The sequence below is a fragment of the Paenibacillus sp. FSL H7-0442 genome, assembly GCF_038593105.1.
GTDB lineage: Bacteria > Bacillota > Bacilli > Paenibacillales > Paenibacillaceae > Paenibacillus > Paenibacillus polymyxa_D.
This window is the reverse complement of record NZ_CP151963.1, coordinates 3,288,528-3,308,301: the sequence shown is the minus strand read 5'-3', so window position 1 is coordinate 3,308,301 and position 19,774 is coordinate 3,288,528. Positions and strand designations below refer to the sequence as shown.

Sequence of the window (19,774 nt, the reverse complement as noted above, 5' to 3'; positions counted from 1 at the left end):
AACCGGTTACCCGGAGGTGCAGTGTCATGAAGGCGGAGGAATACGTTCAGAAAGCTTATCAGTGCATTTTGCAGAACGATTTTGAGCAGGCCGTGGAATGGTTTGAAAAAGCAATTTCAGCTCAGCCTGATCATGCGGAGCATTATTTCCGGTGCTCGGTTACCTATGCTCGTAGTGGTCGTTTGGAGCAGGCTCTCGCATATGCAGAGCATGCGGTTCGTCTCGCTCCACAGCAGGATGAATATGTTCTCCATCTACATGCGCAGGAAGCCAGGCAGCATACGGAGAAGGCCAGAAAAATGCTGGATGTCGACAGAGCTACGCCGCAGGTGCGTCAGGATGCGATCTTGTTACTGGAACGAGCAATAGCCCTCGATCCGTTATGTGGGGATGCTTTTTTGCTGCTCGCATTGATTTATGACGAAATGAATGAGTATAAGCTGGCTGTGCAGGCTGCTCGTGAGGCGGCTGCACTGTTTCCTCACAATGTGCAGCTTGCCAACCTCATGAAGAAGTTATGCCAGCAGATGAATGAACAGATCTAGCACAAATGGATGCATAAGGAGTTGTAGGGATATGTCAGAACCAATAAAAGTGGCTGTTGTAGGAGCAGCAGGGCGTATGGGCCGTGAAGTTGTCAAATTGGTTCTTCAAGATGAGGAACTACAGCTTGTGGCCGCAGTGAACAGAACACATGCCGGCAGTGATGCCGGCCTTCTCGTCGGACTACCGGAAGCGGGTATCGCTATTGTGGAGGATGTGGAGCAGGCATTACTGGATAGCCGAGCGGATGTCATGGTCGATTTTACGGGGCCGCGTTTTGCATATGCACATACAGAGCTTGCTATCAAGCATGGAGTTCGTCCGGTTATCGGAACAACAGGGTTTACTCCCGAACAGATTGATGAACTGGACAAGCAGTGTCGTGAGCAGCAAATTGGTGGTCTGATCGCGCCAAACTTTTCAATTGGCGTCATTTTGATGATGCGGTTTGCGGCTCAGGCAGCGAAATACTTCCCACATCTGGAAATTATCGAATATCATGGTGACCAAAAATTGGACGCGCCATCGGGCACAGCCATTAAGACCGCAGAGCTGATCGCCGAACAGCGTGAAGAGCTGCGACAGGGTAACCCGGAAGAGGAAGAAACGTTAGAAGGATCACGGGGAGGTTACTATCAAGGGTTTCGTGTCCACAGTGTCCGTCTTCCCGGTGTGTTCGCACAGCAAGAAGTGATATTCGGAGGGTTTGGACAATCTCTGAAGATTCGTCAGGATTCTTATGAACGGGCGGGCTATATGCCGGGTGTTAAAATCGGTATTCAGAAGGTCATGGAGCAGCCAGGGCTTGTATATGGATTTGAGCATTACATCGATTAAGAATACGCGAATGATTGGACGAATGAAATTATAGAATGAGGCAGGAGGAACTTCGAATGTTAAAGATTGCATTTATAGCGCATGACCGAAAAAAGGATGAAATGGTAAATTTCATAACGGCCTATGAGCATGTTTTTACAGATCACAAGTTATTTTCAACAGGTACAACAGGTCTGCGCATTATGGAGCAAACCAAGCTTGAAATTCACCGTTTCATGTCCGGGCCGCTTGGAGGAGATCAGCAAATCGGGGCTATGGTTGCGCAAAATGACATGGACTTGATTATATTCTTGCGTGATCCGCTCATGGCACAACCGCATGAGCCGGACATTAGTGCCTTGTTACGTTTGTGTGACGTGCAGGGGATTCCTTTGGCAACAAACGTTGCAACTGCTGAAATACTGGTGAAAGCGCTGGACCGAGGCGATTTTGCTTGGCGTGAGCTGGTACATAAATATAAACCGGGCATTGACCAGCAGGGTGATATATAATGACGCTGGACATCCTGATTTTCGGAGCTCATGCTGACGATGCAGAAATAGGAATGGGAGGCACGATTGCCAAGCATACAGCCGCTGGTTTAAAGGTGGGCGTGTGCGATTTGACGCGGGCTGAAATGTCATCCAATGGTGATGTGGATACTCGTATGTCAGAAGCTGAACATGCTTCGAAAGTGCTCGGGCTTGCTGTGCGGACGAATTTGGGTCTGCCTGATCGTGGATTATATGTAACTCCTGAACATGTAGCTGCAGTTACAGCAGAAATCAGGCGCCATGCACCGAAAGTCGTATTCGCTCCTTATTGGGAGGATCGGCATCCAGACCATGTCATGTGTAGCAAGTTGGTGGAGGAAGCGGTATTTAACGCGAAGTTGCGACGTTTTATGCCAGAAAATCCTGCGGTACAGGTAGAGCAATTATATTTTTATTTTATCAATGATATTGGCAGAACGGATTTGATTGTGGATATCACCGAGCATTATGAAGTCAAGGAACAGTCATTATTGAGTTATGCTTCGCAATTTCAGGCAGCGCCTGGAAAGGATACAGTATCCACTCCATTAAATCAGGGATATGTGGAACGCGTAAAAGCTCGCGACTCGTTGTTGGGTCAGCGCAAATTGATTTCGTATGCGGAAGGCTTTGCGTCCAAAACGCCATATCTGGTTAAGCTATTCACATAAGAATTCTATACTTGAGCATTTTGCAGAGTGTTAAAATAAATCGGCAGAAAAGTTATCACTGGTGAGCGGAAGGAGGCAGCTAGCTTGAATGACAAACTGAAAATTGGGATTACCTGTTATCCGTCGCTGGGTGGTTCCGGCGTAGTGGCTACTGAGCTGGGCAAGTTGCTGGCAGAAAAAGGGCACGAGGTTCATTTTATTGCCAATAGCATTCCGTTCAGATTAGGCGGGACGTTTCAGAAAAATATTTTTTATCATGAGGTTGAAATTAACGATTATTACGTGTTTAGATATCCGCCCTATGATTTGTCACTGGCGACCAAAATGGCCCAAGTCGCACAAATGAAGAATTTGGATGTACTCCATGTTCATTATGCGGTACCACATGCAGTATGCGCTTACTTGGCGAAGGAAATGGTGGGTGATCATCTGAAGGTGGTAACCACCCTACACGGTACGGACATTACAGTCTTGGCACAGGATGAGTCGTTGAAGGACCTGATTCGGCTGGCTATTAACAAAAGTGACGCTGTGACGGCGGTTTCCAAAGATTTGATTCGGGAGACGATAGATGCGCTGGAAATTACACGGCCTATTGATTTAACCTATAATTTTGTAGATAAACGGGTGTATTATCCACGAGATGCCGCTGCGCTTAGAAGAGACTTTGCCCAACCGCATGAAAAAATAATGATGCATATTTCCAATTTCCGTCCTGTCAAAAGGGTGGGCGATGTGTTGGATATATTTGAAAGAGTGCAACGAAAAGTGCCTGCGAAGCTGCTGCTGGTGGGGGAAGGACCGGATCTACCAAAAATCCGTTGCAAAATTGAGGATTTAGGACTTCAAGACAAGGTCTTCTTTTTAGGTAAGCAGGATCAGATCGCAGAAGTGATTTCTATGGCGGATGTGCTGCTGCTTCCCTCGGAAAAAGAAAGTTTTGGTTTGGTTGCGCTGGAAGCAATGGCCTGTGGAGTGCCGACAATCGGTTCTCAGGCCGGAGGAGTTCCTGAACTCGTTGTGCATGGAAGTACGGGGTATCTTGCTGAAATTGGTAATACTGAGGCGATGGCTGATTATGCAGTTGAGCTGTTGTCCGATGAAGCGATGGCGGAACGTTTCCGTGAAGCGTGTCTGACCCGCGCCCGTACCGTTTTTTGTGATGAGCTGATTACCCGTCAATATGAAGAAATCTATTACCGTGTGTTGGGACGCGAGGTGCCGGATCTTAAACCGATCAGCGTTTAAGGGGGCGGACTCGCGTCCGTTTTTTATATTGAATACTTGCAAAGGGGGAAACCCTATGAATACAAATACTTGGCAATGCGCTGACCAAGAGATGGCACTTCATGGCAGAGAGGTCATACATACACTAACAGCAGCAGGCCACGAAGCTTACTGGGTTGGCGGCTGTGTGCGGGATGAGATATTAGGACGAGCTATTCATGATATGGATCTGACCACTTCGGCTGAGCCTGAACAGGTCTTAGCGCTATTCCCTCATGTTATTCCGACAGGAATCCAGCATGGGACGGTAACGGTTATGCAGGGTGGCCATGCGTTCGAGGTGACCACTTTTCGTACAGAAAGCGGTTATGCCGATCACCGCCGTCCAACGGAAGTTGCCTTCGTGAAGGATATCCGTGAGGATCTGATGCGACGGGATTTTACTATGAATGCGATTGCGATGGCAGAACACGGAGAGCGGGTGGACCCGTTTGGGGGAGGAGCCGATTTGCGAGCTGCTCTCGTTCGTTGTGTGGGACGAGCTGAGGAACGCTTTGAGGAGGACGGGCTGCGAATGCTGCGTTGCATCCGTTTTGCCTCTGTATTTCGGTTCCGGGTGGCCTACAATACCTGGAAAGGTATGATCCGTCGCAGAGAGGGACTTCGATATATAGCCATGGAACGGGTACGAGTCGAGTTAGAAAAGATGCTAGCGGGGCCTGACCCATTACGTGGATTGGAGATGCTGGGACGTAGCGGATTGCTTGGCTGTACGAAGGTTCCGGTTCCCTGGGAACAATGTGACGCACAGGCGCTCAAGGAGATCGTGCAGCTGCCAGCAGAGCTACGGTGGGGTCTGCTCCTTATGTCTTGTAGACTTAGCTCCGAGGCAGCGGACGAGCTATTAAGAGCTTGGACCTTTTCCAACGCCGTACGTTTGCGTTTGGTTCATTTATTGGAATGGGAGACCGAGCTCATCAGCCATGCTGTTGCCATAGCTGACAACTCTGTTTCGAGAGATTCTGACCCTATCAACGACGAGGTACTGCGTCGTAACTGGATTCGATTGTTAATTAAGCTGGGAAAGGATACAGCTTCAGACTGGCTGGAGCTTCACAAGACACTGCCTTCTTCGTTCCGTGGATTACCACCGTGGGTAGAAAAGCATGTGAAGAAGATTGCCGAACTGGCAAACTCGTGGACACAGCAGGCTGTCGTCGTTCGTATCAAAGATTTAAATATTACTGGAAATGAACTGGTTCAGGCAATGAATCGACCAGGTGGACCTTGGCTGGGGCAGATGATGGAAAGGCTTTTACAAGCGGTCGCTTGCGGAGATATCCCGAATGAAACAGAAACATTGCTTCAGGAAGTGAAACGGGTGATGAGTAGTGAATAATCATGATAGACTGTTAGGCATACTGGAGGAAGGTTCATCCGATTACGTATCTGGTGAGGAGATTAGCCGACGCCTCTCCGTTAGTCGCACAGCAATATGGAAGCAAATCAACAAACTGCGTGAGCTGGGTTATAATATCGATGCCTCTTCGCGCCGGGGCTATCGGTTGATATCTCGGCCTGACCGATTGGAAGTATCCAAATTGGCAGATCTATTAACTACACAATCGTTTGGCCAGCGTATCATAGTGCTGGATTCGACGGTATCCACTCAGCAGGATGCTATGCGTTTAGCAGAAGAGGATGCGCCGGAGGGAACGGTAGTGCTGGCAGAAGAACAGACGGCGGGTCGGGGACGTCAGGGACGTAAATGGTATTCCCCTCGCGGCAAAGGGATATGGATGAGCATTGTATTGCGCCCCACCCAGCCCTTAGCTTTTACCCCCCAGCTAACGCTACTTACAGGTGTAGCAGTGTGTAGAGCCATTCGTCGGCTGACGGGTGTGGAGGCAGGAATCAAATGGCCAAACGATCTGTTGATTCATGGTCGCAAAGTATCCGGTATTCTGTTGGAATCTGCAACAGAGGATCAACGGGTCCGCTACTGTATTGCAGGGGTCGGCATTGACGTAAATTTAAATAAAGAAGATTACCCGGAAGAGCTATCCCATGTAGGGACATCCTTGAAAATAGAAGCAGGGCTTGAAATTGACCGTACTGCACTGATTGCTGCAGTTCTGGAAGAAATGGAGCTGCTAAGTAAGTTGTATGCCGAGCAGGGGTTCCAGCCCATAGCCATGCTGTGGGAGGCGTTATCCGTGACGATGAACCGCAGCGTTCGGGCACATACGGGACAAGGGATAGCGGTAGAAGGTACAGCGGTGGGCTTGGACCCTTCAGGGGCACTAGTGATAGAAACGAACCAGGGTGAGCGGATTCAGGTTATTTCAGGGGATATACAATTGTAGAAGCGACCCTAGCTGAGTATACGACCACAATCTTTCTGTTTCCTGTGTGAAACTTCACGTGAAAAAGCTGATGTTTTTTGTTATACTGTGCAGGAGGCGGCATCGGACGGTCCGAGCTGCACTCCAAGGGCACATTGCTCTACTTTAGCAAGTTTGTAAGACCATCATAACTTCATTTGAAGGTTACGTTGGATTCTGCTCTGAGCCGAACAGGACCGAGACAGAAGGGACGATCTCAAAATGAGTGTCTTTTTTGGCTGTTCGGACCTTTTGATGACGCAGATGTACAGGCGTTCATAAAAGGTTATTTTTTGTGCCAAAAAAAGATGGAAGGGAGCCATTCGCGATGGCAGGAAAACAAGCGCTGAATATTGTAAAAATGAAAAAAATGAAGCAGGAGGGCATTCCGCTCAGTATGCTGACCGCCTATGATTATCCATCGGCTAAGATAGCCGAGGAGGCGGGAATTGACATCATTCTCGTGGGGGACTCGCTGGGTAACGTAGTTCTTGGTTACGATTCGACCATCCCTGTGACCTTGGATGATATGGTGTACCATTCCCGGACAGTTGCAAGAGGCGCTGAGAATACATTTATCGTAGCGGACATGCCTTTTATGACATATCACGGCAGCATATCCGAAAGTCTTCAAGGCATCCGCCGTCTGATGCAAGAAGGACATGCGCATGCTGTTAAATTGGAGGGCGGAGCTGAAATTACCGATGTCGTAAAAGCGACTGTTCAGGCAGGTGTACCTGTGCTGGGACATATCGGGCTTACTCCGCAATCAGTTAATCAAATTGGTGGCTATCGCATTCAAGGTAAGGACGAAGCAGACGCACGCCGGTTGATGGCAGATGCCAAGGCATTAGAGCAGGCGGGTGCCTTTGGTATTGTCTTGGAATTGGTGACTGAGGAAGTGGCAACGGCGATTTCTAAAGAACTTTCCATTCCAACCATTGGAATCGGTGCAGGACGTGGATGTGACGGTCAAGTACTTGTTTATCACGATCTGATTCAGTACGCATCTCCTTATTTCAGCAAACGCTTTGTTAAAACCTATGCCGATGTAGGCGGCTTGATCCGTAGCAGCATTGAGCAGTATGTGAGTGATGTGAAAGGGCGGGCATTCCCGGCCGCAGAGCATGTATTCAGCGCGGATGACCGTGTTGTGGAGTCCCTGGAGTCCTTGTACGGACAGGCAAAAGGACAAGCGCAGAAACAAGCTAAGGAAAAGGTGGAATCTCAGTCATGATCATCGTAAGAGAAGTGGCTCAACTACGCAAGGTTATTGCCGAACGTCGGCAACTTGGAGCCAATGGAGCAAAAACGGTACACGATTCTGCCTCTTTACTGCAACATAAAGTCGGCTTTGTACCAACGATGGGATACCTGCATGAAGGACATGCGAGCTTGATGCACAAGGCGCGTGAAATGGCAGATACGGTGGTGCTTAGCATTTTCGTAAATCCGATCCAATTTGGACCGAATGAAGATCTGGAAAGCTATCCCCGCGATGAAGCTCGTGATTTGGAGGTAGCACGGCGTGAGGGCGTGGATATTGTATTTTTGCCAACTGTAGCAGAAATGTATCCACAACCAACCCAAACCAAAATTCGTGTATCCGCTTTGACAGATCGCTTGTGCGGTGCTTCCCGTCCCGGCCATTTTGATGGTGTGACTACGGTGGTAGCCAAGCTTTTTAACATGATAGGTCCTGATTTGGCCTTTTTTGGGATGAAGGACGCACAGCAGGTTGCTGTGCTCCAGCAGATGGTGACTGATCTCAATATGAACGTGACTATCGTACCTTGTCCCATCGTCAGAGAGGCGGATGGTTTGGCCCTCAGCTCCCGTAACGTGTATTTAAGTGCAGAACAGCGCGAGCAGGCATTGGTGCTGTCCCAGTCACTGCGTAAGGTGCAAGAAGTGAGCGAAGATATTGTAACAAACACAATTACGATTCGTCAGTTACATCAAATGGTGGAGTCCACCATTACTTCCTCTCCTTTAGCAGACATTGATTACATTGAAATTTTAACTTTTCCCGGTCTGGAGCCCCTTCTTCCCGAGCAGCGGCTATGTGATGTTCAGGAAGACATCATCGTAGCGCTAGCTGTAAAATTTGGCAGTACCCGACTGATTGACAATATAAGAATACAGAAGGCGGAGGTGCTTTCCCATGTTTAGAACTATGATGAAATCCAAAATTCACCGCGCTACGGTTACGGAAGCTAACCTGAACTATGTGGGGAGTATCACTATAGATGAAGATCTCATGGAGACATCGGATCTGTTGGAGAATGAAAAGGTTCAAATTGTAAACAATAACAATGGAGCTCGACTGGAAACCTATGTTATCCCCGGACCGCGTGGGAGCGGTGTGATCTGTCTCAACGGTGCGGCAGCTCGTTTGGTGCAGCCTGGTGATACAGTCATTATTATTTCCTATGCTTCCATGTCAAATGAAGAGGCCAAAACATACAAACCAACAGTGGTATTTGTTGATGAACATAATAAACCAGCCCAAACGATGAACAAAGAAGTACATGCGACGATCATGTAATGAATGGGAGTGCGGATGAAACCCGTCTTTTAAGCGAAAAATGTGAGTGTATTAATCCATCTTTCATAAGGGCGGGATGCACATGTTCCAGCATGTATTCGCAGAAATGAACAGCATGTTAGATGATATCGTGAAGCATTACCCATCAGCCCAGGGCTCCCGCAGGCAGGAGCTGCTACAGCACTGGAGTCTGCTGCGGAGAATGAGTGACGGAATTATGGATGAGTGGCTGGCCTTTGAGGAAAAAATGGTGTGCCTGCGTGCGGCCGGCTTTTCCGCGGAGACCGATATGTCTGACACGGAGCTGCCTGAAAAAGAGCTGCCGGCTTTTAGTCGGGGGCAAGGGTATTATCGATTACTTATGTACCCTGAGGCGATCCAACAATTTGAGCAGGTACTACAGCATTTTCCGAACAGTTGGCAGAGTCGCATGTATATGGGAATGGCCTATTTTCAACTAGATGATCCAGCAGAAGCTGTATACCATTTTCAGAAGGTGCTGGACCTGACTGAGCAGGCAGGACTAAAAGCGGTCATCTATAATGCGCTAGGCTGTCTGTTGGCAAAGCAGGCTGACGTAGAGGAGGCGCAAAAATGTTTTGCTCTCGCACATCAGTTCGATCCTGCGTTACCCGAGCCGCTGCACAATATGGAAGCCTGTTTGTCCGGTACCGAAAAGCTTCGATACGACAGCTCCATAATGACCTGGATGTAGTTGTCAGACACCGAGTAAGACGATGCATGCCCACCTCCTGAGGCGGCGTATGCATCGTCTTTTTTGGCTGTCTTAATTTCCAAACACGCGATCTTCTGCTATGCTAATATACGGAGTTATTATTTTTGTAAGTGTCATAAGAAAGGATTAAGCCCGAATGAAATTTGCGGTATTGGATTTTGAAACGACAGGCACCCAGTCCGCGGATGACATCATTCAAGTCGGACTTGCAATTATAGATCATGATAACAGCATTTCCCGTGTTTACGGCTCTTATGTGAACCCTGGCAGATCTATTCCACCTTTTATCACTGGATTGACCGGAATTACAGACGATGACGTGAAGGATGCACCTGCACTTGAAGAAATGATGATGGAGCTTGTGCCTATGCTGGACGATGTTGTACTGGTCGGTCATAATGTGGCGTTTGATTTTAATTTTTTGCAAAACGCTCTGGATCGGTGCGGATACTTGCCATTTAGCGGAAGAATCTTGGATACAATGGATTTTCTGAAAATTATGTTTCCATCACTATCTTCGTATCAGTTGGGTTTTGTGTCTTCTGAGTTCGGGCTGGCACATGATCGCCCTCACCAAGCAGACAGCGACGCATTGGCTACGGCTGAGGTGTTTTTAAAGTGTCTGGGTGAGCTTCAAGCATTACCTCTGATAACGATACAGCGGCTTAGTGATTTGTTTGCAGAGGAAGACAGTGACCTTGGATGGTTTCTTGATGGGGTGCGTGAAGAGAAAGAGCTTGATCCTATTCAGGATTTGGAGGGATATCAGTTTTTTCGTCAGCTTGCGCTAAAAGTGGAAGATTGGACGGAGCTAGCTGCTCCGCGTAGAGAAGATGACCCGAATCCACTGTCAGGTGTTTCCTTTGAGGAGTACATGGATGATGTGCGGGACAATTTGCGTTCATCCTTGAGCCAATATGAGGAGCGCGAGGCGCAGATACAGATGATTGAGGGTGTGAATCAGGCACTGAGTGAAGACAAGCATCTGCTGATTGAAGCAGGTACAGGAACAGGGAAGTCCCTGGGTTATTTGCTCCCATCGCTGTATCACAGTGTGAAAAAGGGACAGCGCGTTATGGTGAGTACACATACGATCAACCTGCAGGAGCAATTACGCGAGCGCGACATTCCGATGCTGACCAAGGTGATTCCGTTTCCGTTCCGGGCTGCTATTTTCAAGGGTCGGGGACATTATTTGTGTCTGCGTAAGTTTGAACATAAAATAAATAGAAGAGACTTCGCGACACCGAAGGAAGATTTAATTACAGCGGCTCAGATGATCGTCTGGTTGACGCTAACAGAAACCGGTGATGATGAAGAACTGAATCTGAGCAACCGTGGAGGGGATTTCTGGGAAACGGTGGCGAGTGATTCAGAGTCCTGTCTTGGTCGTTCTTGCCCATGGTTCCGCAAATGTTATTATCATCGTGCACGCCATGAAGCAGGAATAGCGGATGTTGTTATTACGAATCATTCTAAGTTGTTCACAGACGTCAAAGCCAGTCATCAGTTATTGCCGAGCTATGAACATCTGGTGATAGATGAAGCCCATCACCTGGAGGAAGTAGCTGGTAAACACCTAGGTATGCATATGAAATATTTCACACTCGTGCATACACTGACGCGACTGTTCAAAGACAGCAAGAATGGACAACTGCCTTCACTTCGTCAACAGTTGGCGAAATCGGGACACGAGAAGTCGGCAGATTGGGCCTCAACCATTGATCAGCTGTATCCGCTCGTGTTAGAGGTGAAGGAAACTTGGGACCTGCTAAGCGACAAACTGTTTGGCATGTTGCCGGAGCGAAGTGATGCGACACCGGGTGAAACAGGACAGTTTTCTTCCCGTCTCAAACCTTCGGCCAAGCCTGCAAAGTGGGATCAGGCGGGAGCTTTGGAAAATCAGCTATATGTAACAATGAGCGAAATTTTGCGCAAGGGCGACAAGCTGATGCTGGACGTCAAGGAAGAACATGACGATTATGCGGCGGATAGCCTTATTACAGATATCACGGGTCTGCTCAAGGATTTGGCGGGGATTCGAGAAAATTTGCGCTTTTTTATCCGACTCGATGATGAAACAACCGTATACTGGCTCGAGGCGAGCGGGCAATTCCGTAGTAAATCATTGCAATTTTATGCGGTACCCGTCGATGTGAGCCGCCAGTTGAAAGAAATGTTTTTTGACAAAAAAAGAAGCATTATTCTGACTTCTGCTACCTTGTCGGTAGATAAGTCGTTTCAGTACATGATCGATCAGCTCGGCTTACAGGAGGCCGCAGATCAAGAGCGGCTGATGACTTCGCAGCTCCCGTCACCCTTTAATTACAGGGATCAGGTGTTGCTGGTTATTCCACGGGATTTCCCAAGTGTGAAGGGCAGTGTAGGAGATGCGCATTTTGTAGATATGCTCGTTAGCTCTCTAGGAGCGACTGCTCAGGCGACACGTGGGAGAATGCTCGTTCTGTTTACGTCCTATCGGATGCTCCGGCAAGTGTATGAGCCGCTCAAAGAGGCCTTAGCATCCAGCGAAATTACTGTGCTGGGACAAGGTGTGGACAGTGGAAGTCGCAGCAAGCTAACCCGCCGGTTTCAGGAAGCGAAAGCTTCTGTATTGCTGGGGACCAGCAGTTTCTGGGAAGGCGTCGATATTCCGGGGAAGGCTCTGACTTGTCTAGCCATTGTTCGCTTGCCGTTTCAACCGCCGAATCACCCGCTGCTGGAGGCAAAAAGCGAACTGCTCCAGCAGCAGAAGAAGAATCCATTTATGAAGCTGTCTGTACCGCAAGCGGTCATTCGCTTCAAACAGGGATTTGGTCGGTTGGTACGTACAGCGAACGACCACGGGGTCGTTATCGTTTATGATACGCGTGTGATTGAATCCTATTACGGAAAGCACTTTTTGTACTCGTTACCGGGACCAAAAATGGAGCATATGCCATCGGAGCAAATGGTGCCCCGCATCGCCGAATGGCTCCAATCCGCCCCGGAGACAGAGGCATAACGGACGGACATAAGTATGTTCGTTACAATTAGGGGGAGCAAGTATGAAATCAGATAAAATTTCAGAGGCTGTCGTACGGAGGTTACCCGTATATTTACGTTATCTGAATGCACTGCACAAACGGGAGGTGGCTACGGTCTCTTCTCAAGAGTTGGGACAGAGGCTAGATTTGAACCCGGCCCAAATCCGTAAAGATCTTGCTTATTTTGGAGATTTTGGTCGGAAGGGTATTGGTTATGATGTTTCTTATCTCATTGAGAAAATACGCCATATCCTGAAAATCGACCAACAAATTAATGTAGTATTGGTCGGAGCGGGTAATCTGGGGCAAGCCCTTTCGAATTATAACGCTTATTTAAAAGACAATATGAAGATTGTAGCGGTATTTGATGCGTTTCCGGATAAGGTAGGAACCAAGATCAATACATTGGTCGTGCAACCGATGGATGAACTGGAAGCGACTGTGAAAGAAAAACACATTCGAATCGGGATTATTACCGTACCTGATTTTGAAGCACAGCACGTGGCTGACAGGCTTATTGAGAGCGGAATTGGAGCGATCCTGAACTTTGCACCGACTACTCTCAAGGCACCAGCCAACATTCGGATTCATGCCACAGACTTTACAACTGATTTGCTTAGCCTCGCTTATTATTTGGAGGACGGAAAGGAAGAAACCCAATATGACAGTGAATAAATGGATGATTAAAAACGGATCTTTTGCCATAAATGGACCAGAAGCAGGGGTAGTCCATGGTTTTATGATTGTGGAGGATAGTCGTATTACTTATATTGGCGAAACCTTGCCTGCGGGTGAGGAAGAGACGGAAGCGATCGATGGTAAAGGGCTATTGTTTTTACCTGGTCTGATCAATACTCATGGTCATGCGGCGATGTCTCTACTGCGTGGGCATGGAGATGATTTGGCACTTCAAGTATGGCTTCAAGAAAAAATGTGGCCTATGGAAGCCAAGTTTACTTCTACAGACGTGTACTGGGGTACGTCCTTGTCTGTGCTGGAAATGCTGAAAGGTGGAACAACAACCTTCCTCGATATGTACGATCATATGGATGAAGTGGCTCGTGTGGCTGAAGAGTCAGGTATTCGTGCAAGTCTGATGCGTGGAGCAATTGGACTATGTTCGGAGGAAGAACAGCGAATCAAGCTGGCAGAGGCCGTGACTTTTGCACGTAACTGGCACGGTAAAGCAGACGGGCGTATTACTACGATGATGTCTCCGCACGCGCCATATACATGTCCACCTGCGTTTATTGAAAAATTCGTACAAGCTGCGCATGATCTGGACTTGCCACTGCATACGCACATGTCTGAGACGATCGCCGAAGTAGAGCAAAACGTACGCGACTACGGTTTGCGTCCGGTTGCACACTTGGATAAGCTTGGCTTTTTCTCCCGTCCTTCGCTTGTTGCCCATGGCGTTCATTTGAACGACGAAGAAATAGCTTTACTGGCAGAACGTGGTGTAGCGGTTTCCCACAATCCTGGCAGCAACTTGAAGCTGGCAAGTGGTGTGGCAAGAGTGCCTGAATTGCTGCGTGCAGGGGTTACGGTTTCTCTCGGAACGGATGGTCCTGCCAGCAATAATAACCTGGATATGTTCGAGGAAATGCGTCTGGCAGCACTTATTCACAAGGGTGTATCCGGTGACCCTACGGCAGTTCCTGCAAGTGAAGCGCTGCGTCTGGCAACAGAATACGGTGCAAAGTCGATTGGTTTAAAAGAAGTAGGAGCGTTGGCAGCAGGCAACAAGGCTGACTTTATCGCGTTGGATCTGAATCAGGCACATTTCTTGCCGCGTACAGATCTTATTTCCCATGCGGTATACTCTGCAAGCGCCAAGGACGTGGCTCATGTGTGGGTAGACGGTCGTCAGGTTGTGAAAAACGGCGAATGCCTGACTATGGACGAGGAACGTATCAAACATGAGGCACAAGCCGCCTTTGAAGGGCTGCTGTCGCGCTAATTCAGGTGTCACATCCCCTTAGAGAGGAAGCACGGGTTTGAAAAATAAGAAAAAATGGATAGCGGTCGCCATTTTGGCCGTGATACTGATCCTGGTCAGCATTTTCTGGTATTATTCCTATGTTACTCAAGACCAGGTGGCTGAGAAAAATGCCGCTATCATTAAGGCCAAGCAATCAGGTGGCCTGGTTAGCACGACTCAAACATGGAAGTCTGTATGGGATCAGGTTTATTGGGTGGTTCAAGGGAAAAATGCACAGAATGAAAATATAATGGTATGGGTTCCTTTTCAAAAAGTGGAGGGACAACCTAACGTACCTGCCGCAGATAATAGCGGTGTTCATACCGAGCTGCTGAAGAACGGAGTCGACGAGCAAAAAATGACGGCGCTAATTCAGCAGCAGCTTCCAGGTGTGAAAATTGTAAGCCTCCTGCCGAGTGTGTTCAATGGCGAATATGTGTGGCAGCTGTTTTACGATGATGGAAGCCATCATTACTATGCCTTTTACCGTTTTTCAGATGGGGGAGCGACGGGGGTAAAGTATACTTTGCCCAATAACTGAGCTGGTTGAGGATCAGCAGATGTGGAATGAATGACTAGTAAATGATTAAAAGCTCAAGAAAAAGACGTAAATGCGATGAAATTCGTGTTTACGTCTTTTAGTCTTGCTATGCCGTAAAGATGAGCTGAATGCCAGCGAAGCATCTTTACCTACCCAACTTCTCTCCTAAGGCAAATTCATCTTTATGGCGGGCAACAGCGATCGTAAGATCAAATCCTACACGCAGCGTCCCACCTCCACCATAACCAAAGATTTTGCCTCATCACAACTCCTCCACACATTGCCTTCGATTTTAGATATACGTTATGATATACTATATTTTATAAGTGATAGACAAAAATGATAGAAAAAAGAATTGCTGATCACTGTAAGATCATGCAATTTGGTTGTTTGTTGACATTCGTCCCGTTTCTTCTGAGTATTACATTTTGAGAGGAGGATGTTGTTTGAAATTGCGTGCAGTTCCTATCGTTGTGGCGGCAGTTTTGGCAGCTTTGCTGCTATTTGGGGGATGGTTCATTTACCGTCAGGTTACAATGCAAAGTCCTCTGGAAAAACTGGTTTCTCAATATCCAGGCGTGACAAGCGCTCAAATAGATATTAAACAGGATCAGGTTGTATTGAAACTAGATCTCAAACCGCAGGCGGATGTGGCCGGATTGGTCGATGTAGTTAAGCAAAAAGGACAATCCATCATTGGCAGCCGCACCATTAAGCTCGATATTGCAGACCGTTCCAATTCAGCACTGAATCAATGGTGGTCTGAGGCTATGTTTCCTGTAGCCGAAGCGATGGAAAATAGAAAGTATACTCAAATTTCATCTACAGTTGAGCATATGAAAAAGAAAAAGACGGGTATCAAAGCTGATACCGACATGGATTCGAACAATGTCTATATCCGACTCAGCGAAGGGAAAGCGACCAAGTTTATCGTTTTGCCACGTCAATCTCAGCAGATGGGGGTATGGCCTAATGCCTAGATGGATCAAGGAAATATTAATCGGCATTGTGCCGGTAACCATTATATTTCTCGTTTTTATTGGGGTAAATATTATCCCTCTTCTAGTTGCTGGTGTGATGTTCAGCGGCTTGTTAATGCTCATGCATGCTCGTGGAGGCTTGGCCGTAGGTGCTGGGCAAGAACGTAAACGTAAAAAAAATGGCCCGGACAAGCTGACTTTTGAGGAAATCGGTGGGCAAGAAAGCGCTAAGCAGGAGCTGCGTGAGGCCTTGGATTTTTTGAATCGACATGATGAAATCTCCAAGTTTGGTATCCGTCCATTAAAAGGCGTTTTGCTCACAGGTCCTCCGGGAACAGGAAAAACACTGATGGCTAAGGCAGCGGCACACTATACTAATTCTGTTTTTGTTGCAGCCTCAGGTAGTGAATTTGTTGAAATGTACGTTGGTGTTGGAGCAGGTCGTGTGCGTGAGTTGTTCCGGGAGGCACGTACTCGTGCAGCCAAGGAAAAGAAGGAAAATGCAATTATTTTTATTGACGAAATCGACGTAATTGGTGGTAAACGTGAGGGTGGACAGCAACGAGAATATGATCAGACTTTGAATCAGTTGCTGACAGAAATGGATGGTATTTACTCGGTAGATACACCGCGGATTTTGATCATTGCGGCAACAAACCGTAAAGAAATGCTGGACAGCGCCTTAACGCGCCCAGGGCGTTTTGACCGTCATATTCAAGTGGATTTGCCTGATAAGAAGGGCCGTCTTCATATTCTTAAAATTCATGCCAAAAACAAACCGATTCAGGAAGATGCGAATCTGGATAAAATTGCTGAGGAATCTTACGGGTTTTCTGGCGCACAGCTGGAGAGCGTAATGAATGAAGCGGCAATCTATGCGATGAGACAGGATCAGAAAATGATTGCACAGAAACATCTGTCGATGGCAATTGACAAAGTGATGATGGGTGAAAAGACAGATCGAGAATCGACCTTGGAAGAGAAAAAACGTGTAGCGATCCATGAACTGGGACATGCTATTATGGCCGAAATTGTTCGTCCTGGTAGCGTAAGCCAGGTTGCACTTAGCCCACGTGGGAAAGCGCTTGGGTATGTGCGCCACAATCCACAGCAAGAGCATTATTTATACACCAAGCAGTATCTGGAGGAGCAGATTATGATCTCGCTCGCAGGGGCTACGGCAGAAGAAATGTACTATGGCGGTCGAAGTACCGGCTCTAGTAATGATTTTGAGCAGGCGCTGAACATCGTCCATACGATGATGACTTCCGGTTTGACTTCACTTGGCATTATTAACATGGAAATGGTAACGAAAGAAGAACTCATGCGGGAAAATGGCGAGATTATGGCTGACCTGCATACCCGAACTTTGGAACTGCTGGAAAAGCATCGTCCTGTGTTCGACAACTCACTTGACATCCTAATGAAGGAGGAAACTTTGTCTGGAGACCAATTTAGATGTCAATTTAGTGAAAATGCTTTATTACCAGCATAATTTTTTATGCTGGTTATTTTTTTTTACTTTTAGTCCGTGCTAAGATATTATTATCTATTGGGACATAAACATGTATTTTTCGACAAAGAAGGATACAATATATGAGAGTGACCAGGAAAGGGTGGAGTTAAGAATCATGCAATTTAAAAAAATCGGCGTCATCGGCGGCGGCACCATGGGACAGGGAATTTCTGAAATGCTCGCGTCCAAAGGAATCGATGTGCTGCTGGTAGAGCAGACACCAGAGAAACTAGACTACGCCTACAATATGATTGAAACGAGTCTGGACAAACAACTGGAAAAATGGGCAATTACTCAAGCTGAGAAAAAATTGATCTTATCCCGCATTCAGAAAGTATCCCATTTAGCGGAGCTCGGCAGCTGTGATATGGTCATTGAGACTATTACAGAGAATCTGGACGAGAAGAAAGCAGTGTTCCAAGAGCTGGACCATGTGTGTCCAAACAATATTATTCTTGCAAGTAATACATCCACGCTGAGCCTGACCGAGCTTGCCAGCTCGACCAAGTATCCAGAGCGTGTTATTGGTATGCACTTTATTTATCCAGTATCCCGTATTGATCTCGTAGAAATTATTCGTGGTTTAAAAACTTCGGATGATACCTTTGAAAACACTAAGATGTTCGTGGAAGAAATAGTGGAGAAAAAAGGAGTCATGATTTATGAATCTCCTGGATTCGTAACAAGCCGGATTATCTGTCTGCTGATTAACGAAGCGGCCCATGTACTTCAAGAAGGCGTGGCTTCCGCTGATGATATCGATGACGCTATGCGAATCGGCTATAACTTCCAAAACGGCCCTTTGGAAATGGCTGACCGCTTTGGTCTGGATTCCGTTTTGGCTGCTCTGGAGCGTATGTTCCGTGAATTTGGTGAATTGAAATATCGTCCGTCCATCGTACTGAAGAAAATGGTGCGTGCAGGTAATCTGGGCGTGAAATCGGGCGAAGGCTTCTTTAAGTACGACAAGGATGGTGACCGGATATGAAAATTCTCGTAATCAATGCAGGGAGTTCTTCTCTGAAATACCAATTGTATGATATGACGGACGAGTCCGTTTTGGCAAAGGGACTGGTAGAGCGTATCGGTATGGATTCCTCCATTCTGACGCATAAGCCAACCAATAAAGAAGAATACACCGAAGTTAGCGAAATTTTGGAACATACTACAGCCATCCGTAAAGTGCTAAACGCACTCACAGATGCTGAACATGGTGTAATCTCCAGTACTAGCGAAATTCAGGCTGTGGGCCACCGTGTGGTTCATGGAGGCGAAATCTTTAAACAGTCAGCAGTTGTAACGCCTGAAGCGAAGAGTGAAATCCGCCGCTTGTTTGACCTGGCGCCACTGCATAACCCTGCTTCCATGATGGGGATTAAAGCGGCTGAATTGAATATGCCAGATGTACCGCAGGTTGTAGTATTCGATACCTCGTTCCATCAAACCATGCCTGAAAAAGCTTATATGTACGCCATTCCAAGAGTGTTGTACAATAAGTACAAGGTTCGTCGTTACGGTGCCCACGGTACTTCCCATGACTTTGTGAGTAAGGAAGCAGCCAAATTCCTTGGTCGTCCTTTGGAAGACCTGAAGATTATCACTTGTCATATCGGTAATGGTGGTAGTATAACAGCAGTTCAAGGCGGTTTGTCTGTTGATACTTCCATGGGGATGACTCCACTGGAAGGCCTTATGATGGGTACTCGTAGTGGTGATTTGGACCCAGCAATCGTACCTTATGTCATGAACAAAGAAGAATTGACTGTCAATGAAGTCAATTCCATGCTGAACAAGCATAGTGGACTTTTAGCTATCTCCGGTATCAGCAGTGACATGCGTGAAATCACAGAAGGTATGGAAAAAGGCGAAGCTAATTCTACATTGGCATTTGAAATGTATGAATACCGTCTGCGCAAATACATTGGATCGTATGCTGCCGCAATGAACGGGGTAGACGTAATTGCATTTACAGCAGGTGTAGGCGAGAACTCCATCGTTCTGCGTAAGAGAGTGTTGGAGCAATTGACATTCCTCGGTGTCGAGCTGGATGAATCGTTGAATGCTATTCGTTCTGGCGAGCCTCGCCGGATTACAACTGCAAATTCAAAGGTAGAAGTACTGATCATTCCAACGAACGAAGAACTGGTTATTGCCCGCGACACGTTCCGTCTGGTTCAGTAGTTCGGTTCGAAAGTGTAAACTTTATGCATGTGGACTATTGTTTGAGTTCCGCATGCACCAAACAGCGAGAGCAAACAGCCTGACCCAG

At 47.2% G+C, this 19,774-nt stretch carries 19 protein-coding genes; all 19 read left to right on the top strand.

Going from position 1 to position 19,774, the window contains the following annotated elements; translation table 11 throughout:
- Positions 1-26 precede the first annotated feature (26 nt).
- On the top strand, positions 27-545 hold the full coding sequence (locus tag MHH57_RS14400) for a tetratricopeptide repeat protein (RefSeq protein ID WP_029517358.1): 519 nt from the start codon (positions 27-29) through the stop codon (positions 543-545).
- A 31-nt stretch (positions 546-576) separates the two neighbouring features.
- Complete coding sequence (gene dapB, locus MHH57_RS14395) at positions 577-1,380, top strand: 4-hydroxy-tetrahydrodipicolinate reductase (protein WP_029517359.1); 804 nt, start codon at positions 577-579, stop codon at positions 1,378-1,380.
- Between the two features lie 56 nt (positions 1,381-1,436).
- Positions 1,437-1,871 (top strand): methylglyoxal synthase, encoded by a 435-nt coding sequence (gene mgsA / locus MHH57_RS14390; protein WP_029517360.1) that lies wholly within the window; start codon positions 1,437-1,439, stop codon positions 1,869-1,871.
- Positions 1,871-2,563: a bacillithiol biosynthesis deacetylase BshB1 gene (gene bshB1 / locus MHH57_RS14385; RefSeq protein WP_029517361.1), complete on the top strand. Its 693-nt coding sequence runs from the start codon at positions 1,871-1,873 to the stop codon at positions 2,561-2,563. The genes mgsA and bshB1 overlap by 1 nt, the downstream gene beginning before the upstream one ends.
- Before the next feature lie 84 nt (positions 2,564-2,647).
- Positions 2,648-3,811 (top strand): N-acetyl-alpha-D-glucosaminyl L-malate synthase BshA, encoded by a 1,164-nt coding sequence (gene bshA, locus MHH57_RS14380; protein WP_029517362.1) that lies wholly within the window; start codon positions 2,648-2,650, stop codon positions 3,809-3,811.
- A 55-nt stretch (positions 3,812-3,866) separates the two neighbouring features.
- The gene (locus MHH57_RS14375; protein WP_029517363.1) at positions 3,867-5,189 is read left to right on the top strand and encodes a CCA tRNA nucleotidyltransferase; all 1,323 of its coding nucleotides are present in this window, start codon (positions 3,867-3,869) and stop codon (positions 5,187-5,189) included.
- Positions 5,182-6,156 carry a biotin--[acetyl-CoA-carboxylase] ligase gene (locus tag MHH57_RS14370; RefSeq protein ID WP_029517364.1) on the top strand — a complete coding sequence of 325 codons (975 nt, stop codon included), beginning with the start codon at positions 5,182-5,184 and terminating at the stop codon, positions 6,154-6,156. Before MHH57_RS14375 ends, MHH57_RS14370 begins: the two co-directional genes overlap by 8 nt.
- Before the next feature lie 346 nt (positions 6,157-6,502).
- Entirely contained in the window at positions 6,503-7,411 is a 909-nt protein-coding gene (gene panB, locus MHH57_RS14365; RefSeq protein WP_039271112.1) for a 3-methyl-2-oxobutanoate hydroxymethyltransferase, read from the top strand.
- Positions 7,408-8,346 (top strand): pantoate--beta-alanine ligase, encoded by a 939-nt coding sequence (gene panC / locus MHH57_RS14360; protein WP_069011505.1) that lies wholly within the window; start codon positions 7,408-7,410, stop codon positions 8,344-8,346. Before panB ends, panC begins: the two co-directional genes overlap by 4 nt.
- The gene (gene panD / locus MHH57_RS14355) at positions 8,339-8,722 is read left to right on the top strand and encodes an aspartate 1-decarboxylase (RefSeq protein WP_013371641.1); all 384 of its coding nucleotides are present in this window, start codon (positions 8,339-8,341) and stop codon (positions 8,720-8,722) included. The genes panC and panD overlap by 8 nt, the downstream gene beginning before the upstream one ends.
- Positions 8,723-8,804: 82 nt before the next feature.
- Positions 8,805-9,437 (top strand): tetratricopeptide repeat protein, encoded by a 633-nt coding sequence (locus tag MHH57_RS14350; RefSeq protein ID WP_209947376.1) that lies wholly within the window; start codon positions 8,805-8,807, stop codon positions 9,435-9,437.
- Positions 9,438-9,594: 157 nt separating this feature from the next.
- Complete coding sequence (dinG, locus tag MHH57_RS14345; RefSeq protein WP_209947378.1) at positions 9,595-12,462, top strand: ATP-dependent DNA helicase DinG; 2,868 nt, start codon at positions 9,595-9,597, stop codon at positions 12,460-12,462.
- A 43-nt stretch (positions 12,463-12,505) separates the two neighbouring features.
- Entirely contained in the window at positions 12,506-13,159 is a 654-nt protein-coding gene (locus MHH57_RS14340; RefSeq protein ID WP_209947380.1) for a redox-sensing transcriptional repressor Rex, read from the top strand.
- A complete protein-coding gene (locus MHH57_RS14335; protein ID WP_209947382.1) occupies positions 13,146-14,447 on the top strand; it encodes an amidohydrolase in 1,302 nt (433 codons plus the stop codon). The genes MHH57_RS14340 and MHH57_RS14335 overlap by 14 nt, the downstream gene beginning before the upstream one ends.
- Before the next feature lie 37 nt (positions 14,448-14,484).
- Positions 14,485-15,009, top strand: coding sequence for a DUF5590 domain-containing protein (locus tag MHH57_RS14330; protein WP_342434246.1), 525 nt, complete (start codon positions 14,485-14,487; stop codon positions 15,007-15,009).
- Positions 15,010-15,455: 446 nt separating this feature from the next.
- Positions 15,456-15,989: a hypothetical protein gene (locus tag MHH57_RS14325; RefSeq protein WP_029517372.1), complete on the top strand. Its 534-nt coding sequence runs from the start codon at positions 15,456-15,458 to the stop codon at positions 15,987-15,989.
- Positions 15,982-17,484 (top strand): AAA family ATPase, encoded by a 1,503-nt coding sequence (locus MHH57_RS14320; protein ID WP_029517373.1) that lies wholly within the window; start codon positions 15,982-15,984, stop codon positions 17,482-17,484. The genes MHH57_RS14325 and MHH57_RS14320 overlap by 8 nt, the downstream gene beginning before the upstream one ends.
- 136 nt (positions 17,485-17,620) lie before the next feature.
- Positions 17,621-18,493 carry a 3-hydroxyacyl-CoA dehydrogenase NAD-binding domain-containing protein gene (locus MHH57_RS14315; RefSeq protein ID WP_029517374.1) on the top strand — a complete coding sequence of 291 codons (873 nt, stop codon included), beginning with the start codon at positions 17,621-17,623 and terminating at the stop codon, positions 18,491-18,493.
- Positions 18,490-19,686 carry an acetate kinase gene (locus tag MHH57_RS14310; protein WP_029517375.1) on the top strand — a complete coding sequence of 399 codons (1,197 nt, stop codon included), beginning with the start codon at positions 18,490-18,492 and terminating at the stop codon, positions 19,684-19,686. Before MHH57_RS14315 ends, MHH57_RS14310 begins: the two co-directional genes overlap by 4 nt.
- The last annotated feature ends 88 nt before the right edge of the window (positions 19,687-19,774 follow it).

Bases quoted from the DNA above. Each gene is read 5' to 3' on its own strand.
- MHH57_RS14315 (WP_029517374.1), top strand. From the start codon at position 17,621: ATGCAATTTAAAAAAATCGGCGTCATCGGCGGCGGCACCATGGGACAG.
- MHH57_RS14310 (WP_029517375.1), top strand. From the start codon at position 18,490: ATGAAAATTCTCGTAATCAATGCAGGGAGTTCTTCTCTGAAATACCAA.
- MHH57_RS14340 (WP_209947380.1), top strand. From the start codon at position 12,506: ATGAAATCAGATAAAATTTCAGAGGCTGTCGTACGGAGGTTACCCGTA.
- dapB (WP_029517359.1), top strand. From the start codon at position 577: ATGTCAGAACCAATAAAAGTGGCTGTTGTAGGAGCAGCAGGGCGTATG.
- bshB1 (WP_029517361.1), top strand. From the start codon at position 1,871: ATGACGCTGGACATCCTGATTTTCGGAGCTCATGCTGACGATGCAGAA.
- panB (WP_039271112.1), top strand. From the start codon at position 6,503: ATGGCAGGAAAACAAGCGCTGAATATTGTAAAAATGAAAAAAATGAAG.
- MHH57_RS14350 (WP_209947376.1), top strand. From the start codon at position 8,805: ATGTTCCAGCATGTATTCGCAGAAATGAACAGCATGTTAGATGATATC.
- MHH57_RS14375 (WP_029517363.1), top strand. From the start codon at position 3,867: ATGAATACAAATACTTGGCAATGCGCTGACCAAGAGATGGCACTTCAT.
- dinG (WP_209947378.1), top strand. From the start codon at position 9,595: ATGAAATTTGCGGTATTGGATTTTGAAACGACAGGCACCCAGTCCGCG.
- MHH57_RS14335 (WP_209947382.1), top strand. From the start codon at position 13,146: ATGACAGTGAATAAATGGATGATTAAAAACGGATCTTTTGCCATAAAT.
- mgsA (WP_029517360.1), top strand. From the start codon at position 1,437: ATGTTAAAGATTGCATTTATAGCGCATGACCGAAAAAAGGATGAAATG.
- MHH57_RS14400 (WP_029517358.1), top strand. From the start codon at position 27: ATGAAGGCGGAGGAATACGTTCAGAAAGCTTATCAGTGCATTTTGCAG.
- panD (WP_013371641.1), top strand. From the start codon at position 8,339: ATGTTTAGAACTATGATGAAATCCAAAATTCACCGCGCTACGGTTACG.
- panC (WP_069011505.1), top strand. From the start codon at position 7,408: ATGATCATCGTAAGAGAAGTGGCTCAACTACGCAAGGTTATTGCCGAA.
- MHH57_RS14320 (WP_029517373.1), top strand. From the start codon at position 15,982: ATGCCTAGATGGATCAAGGAAATATTAATCGGCATTGTGCCGGTAACC.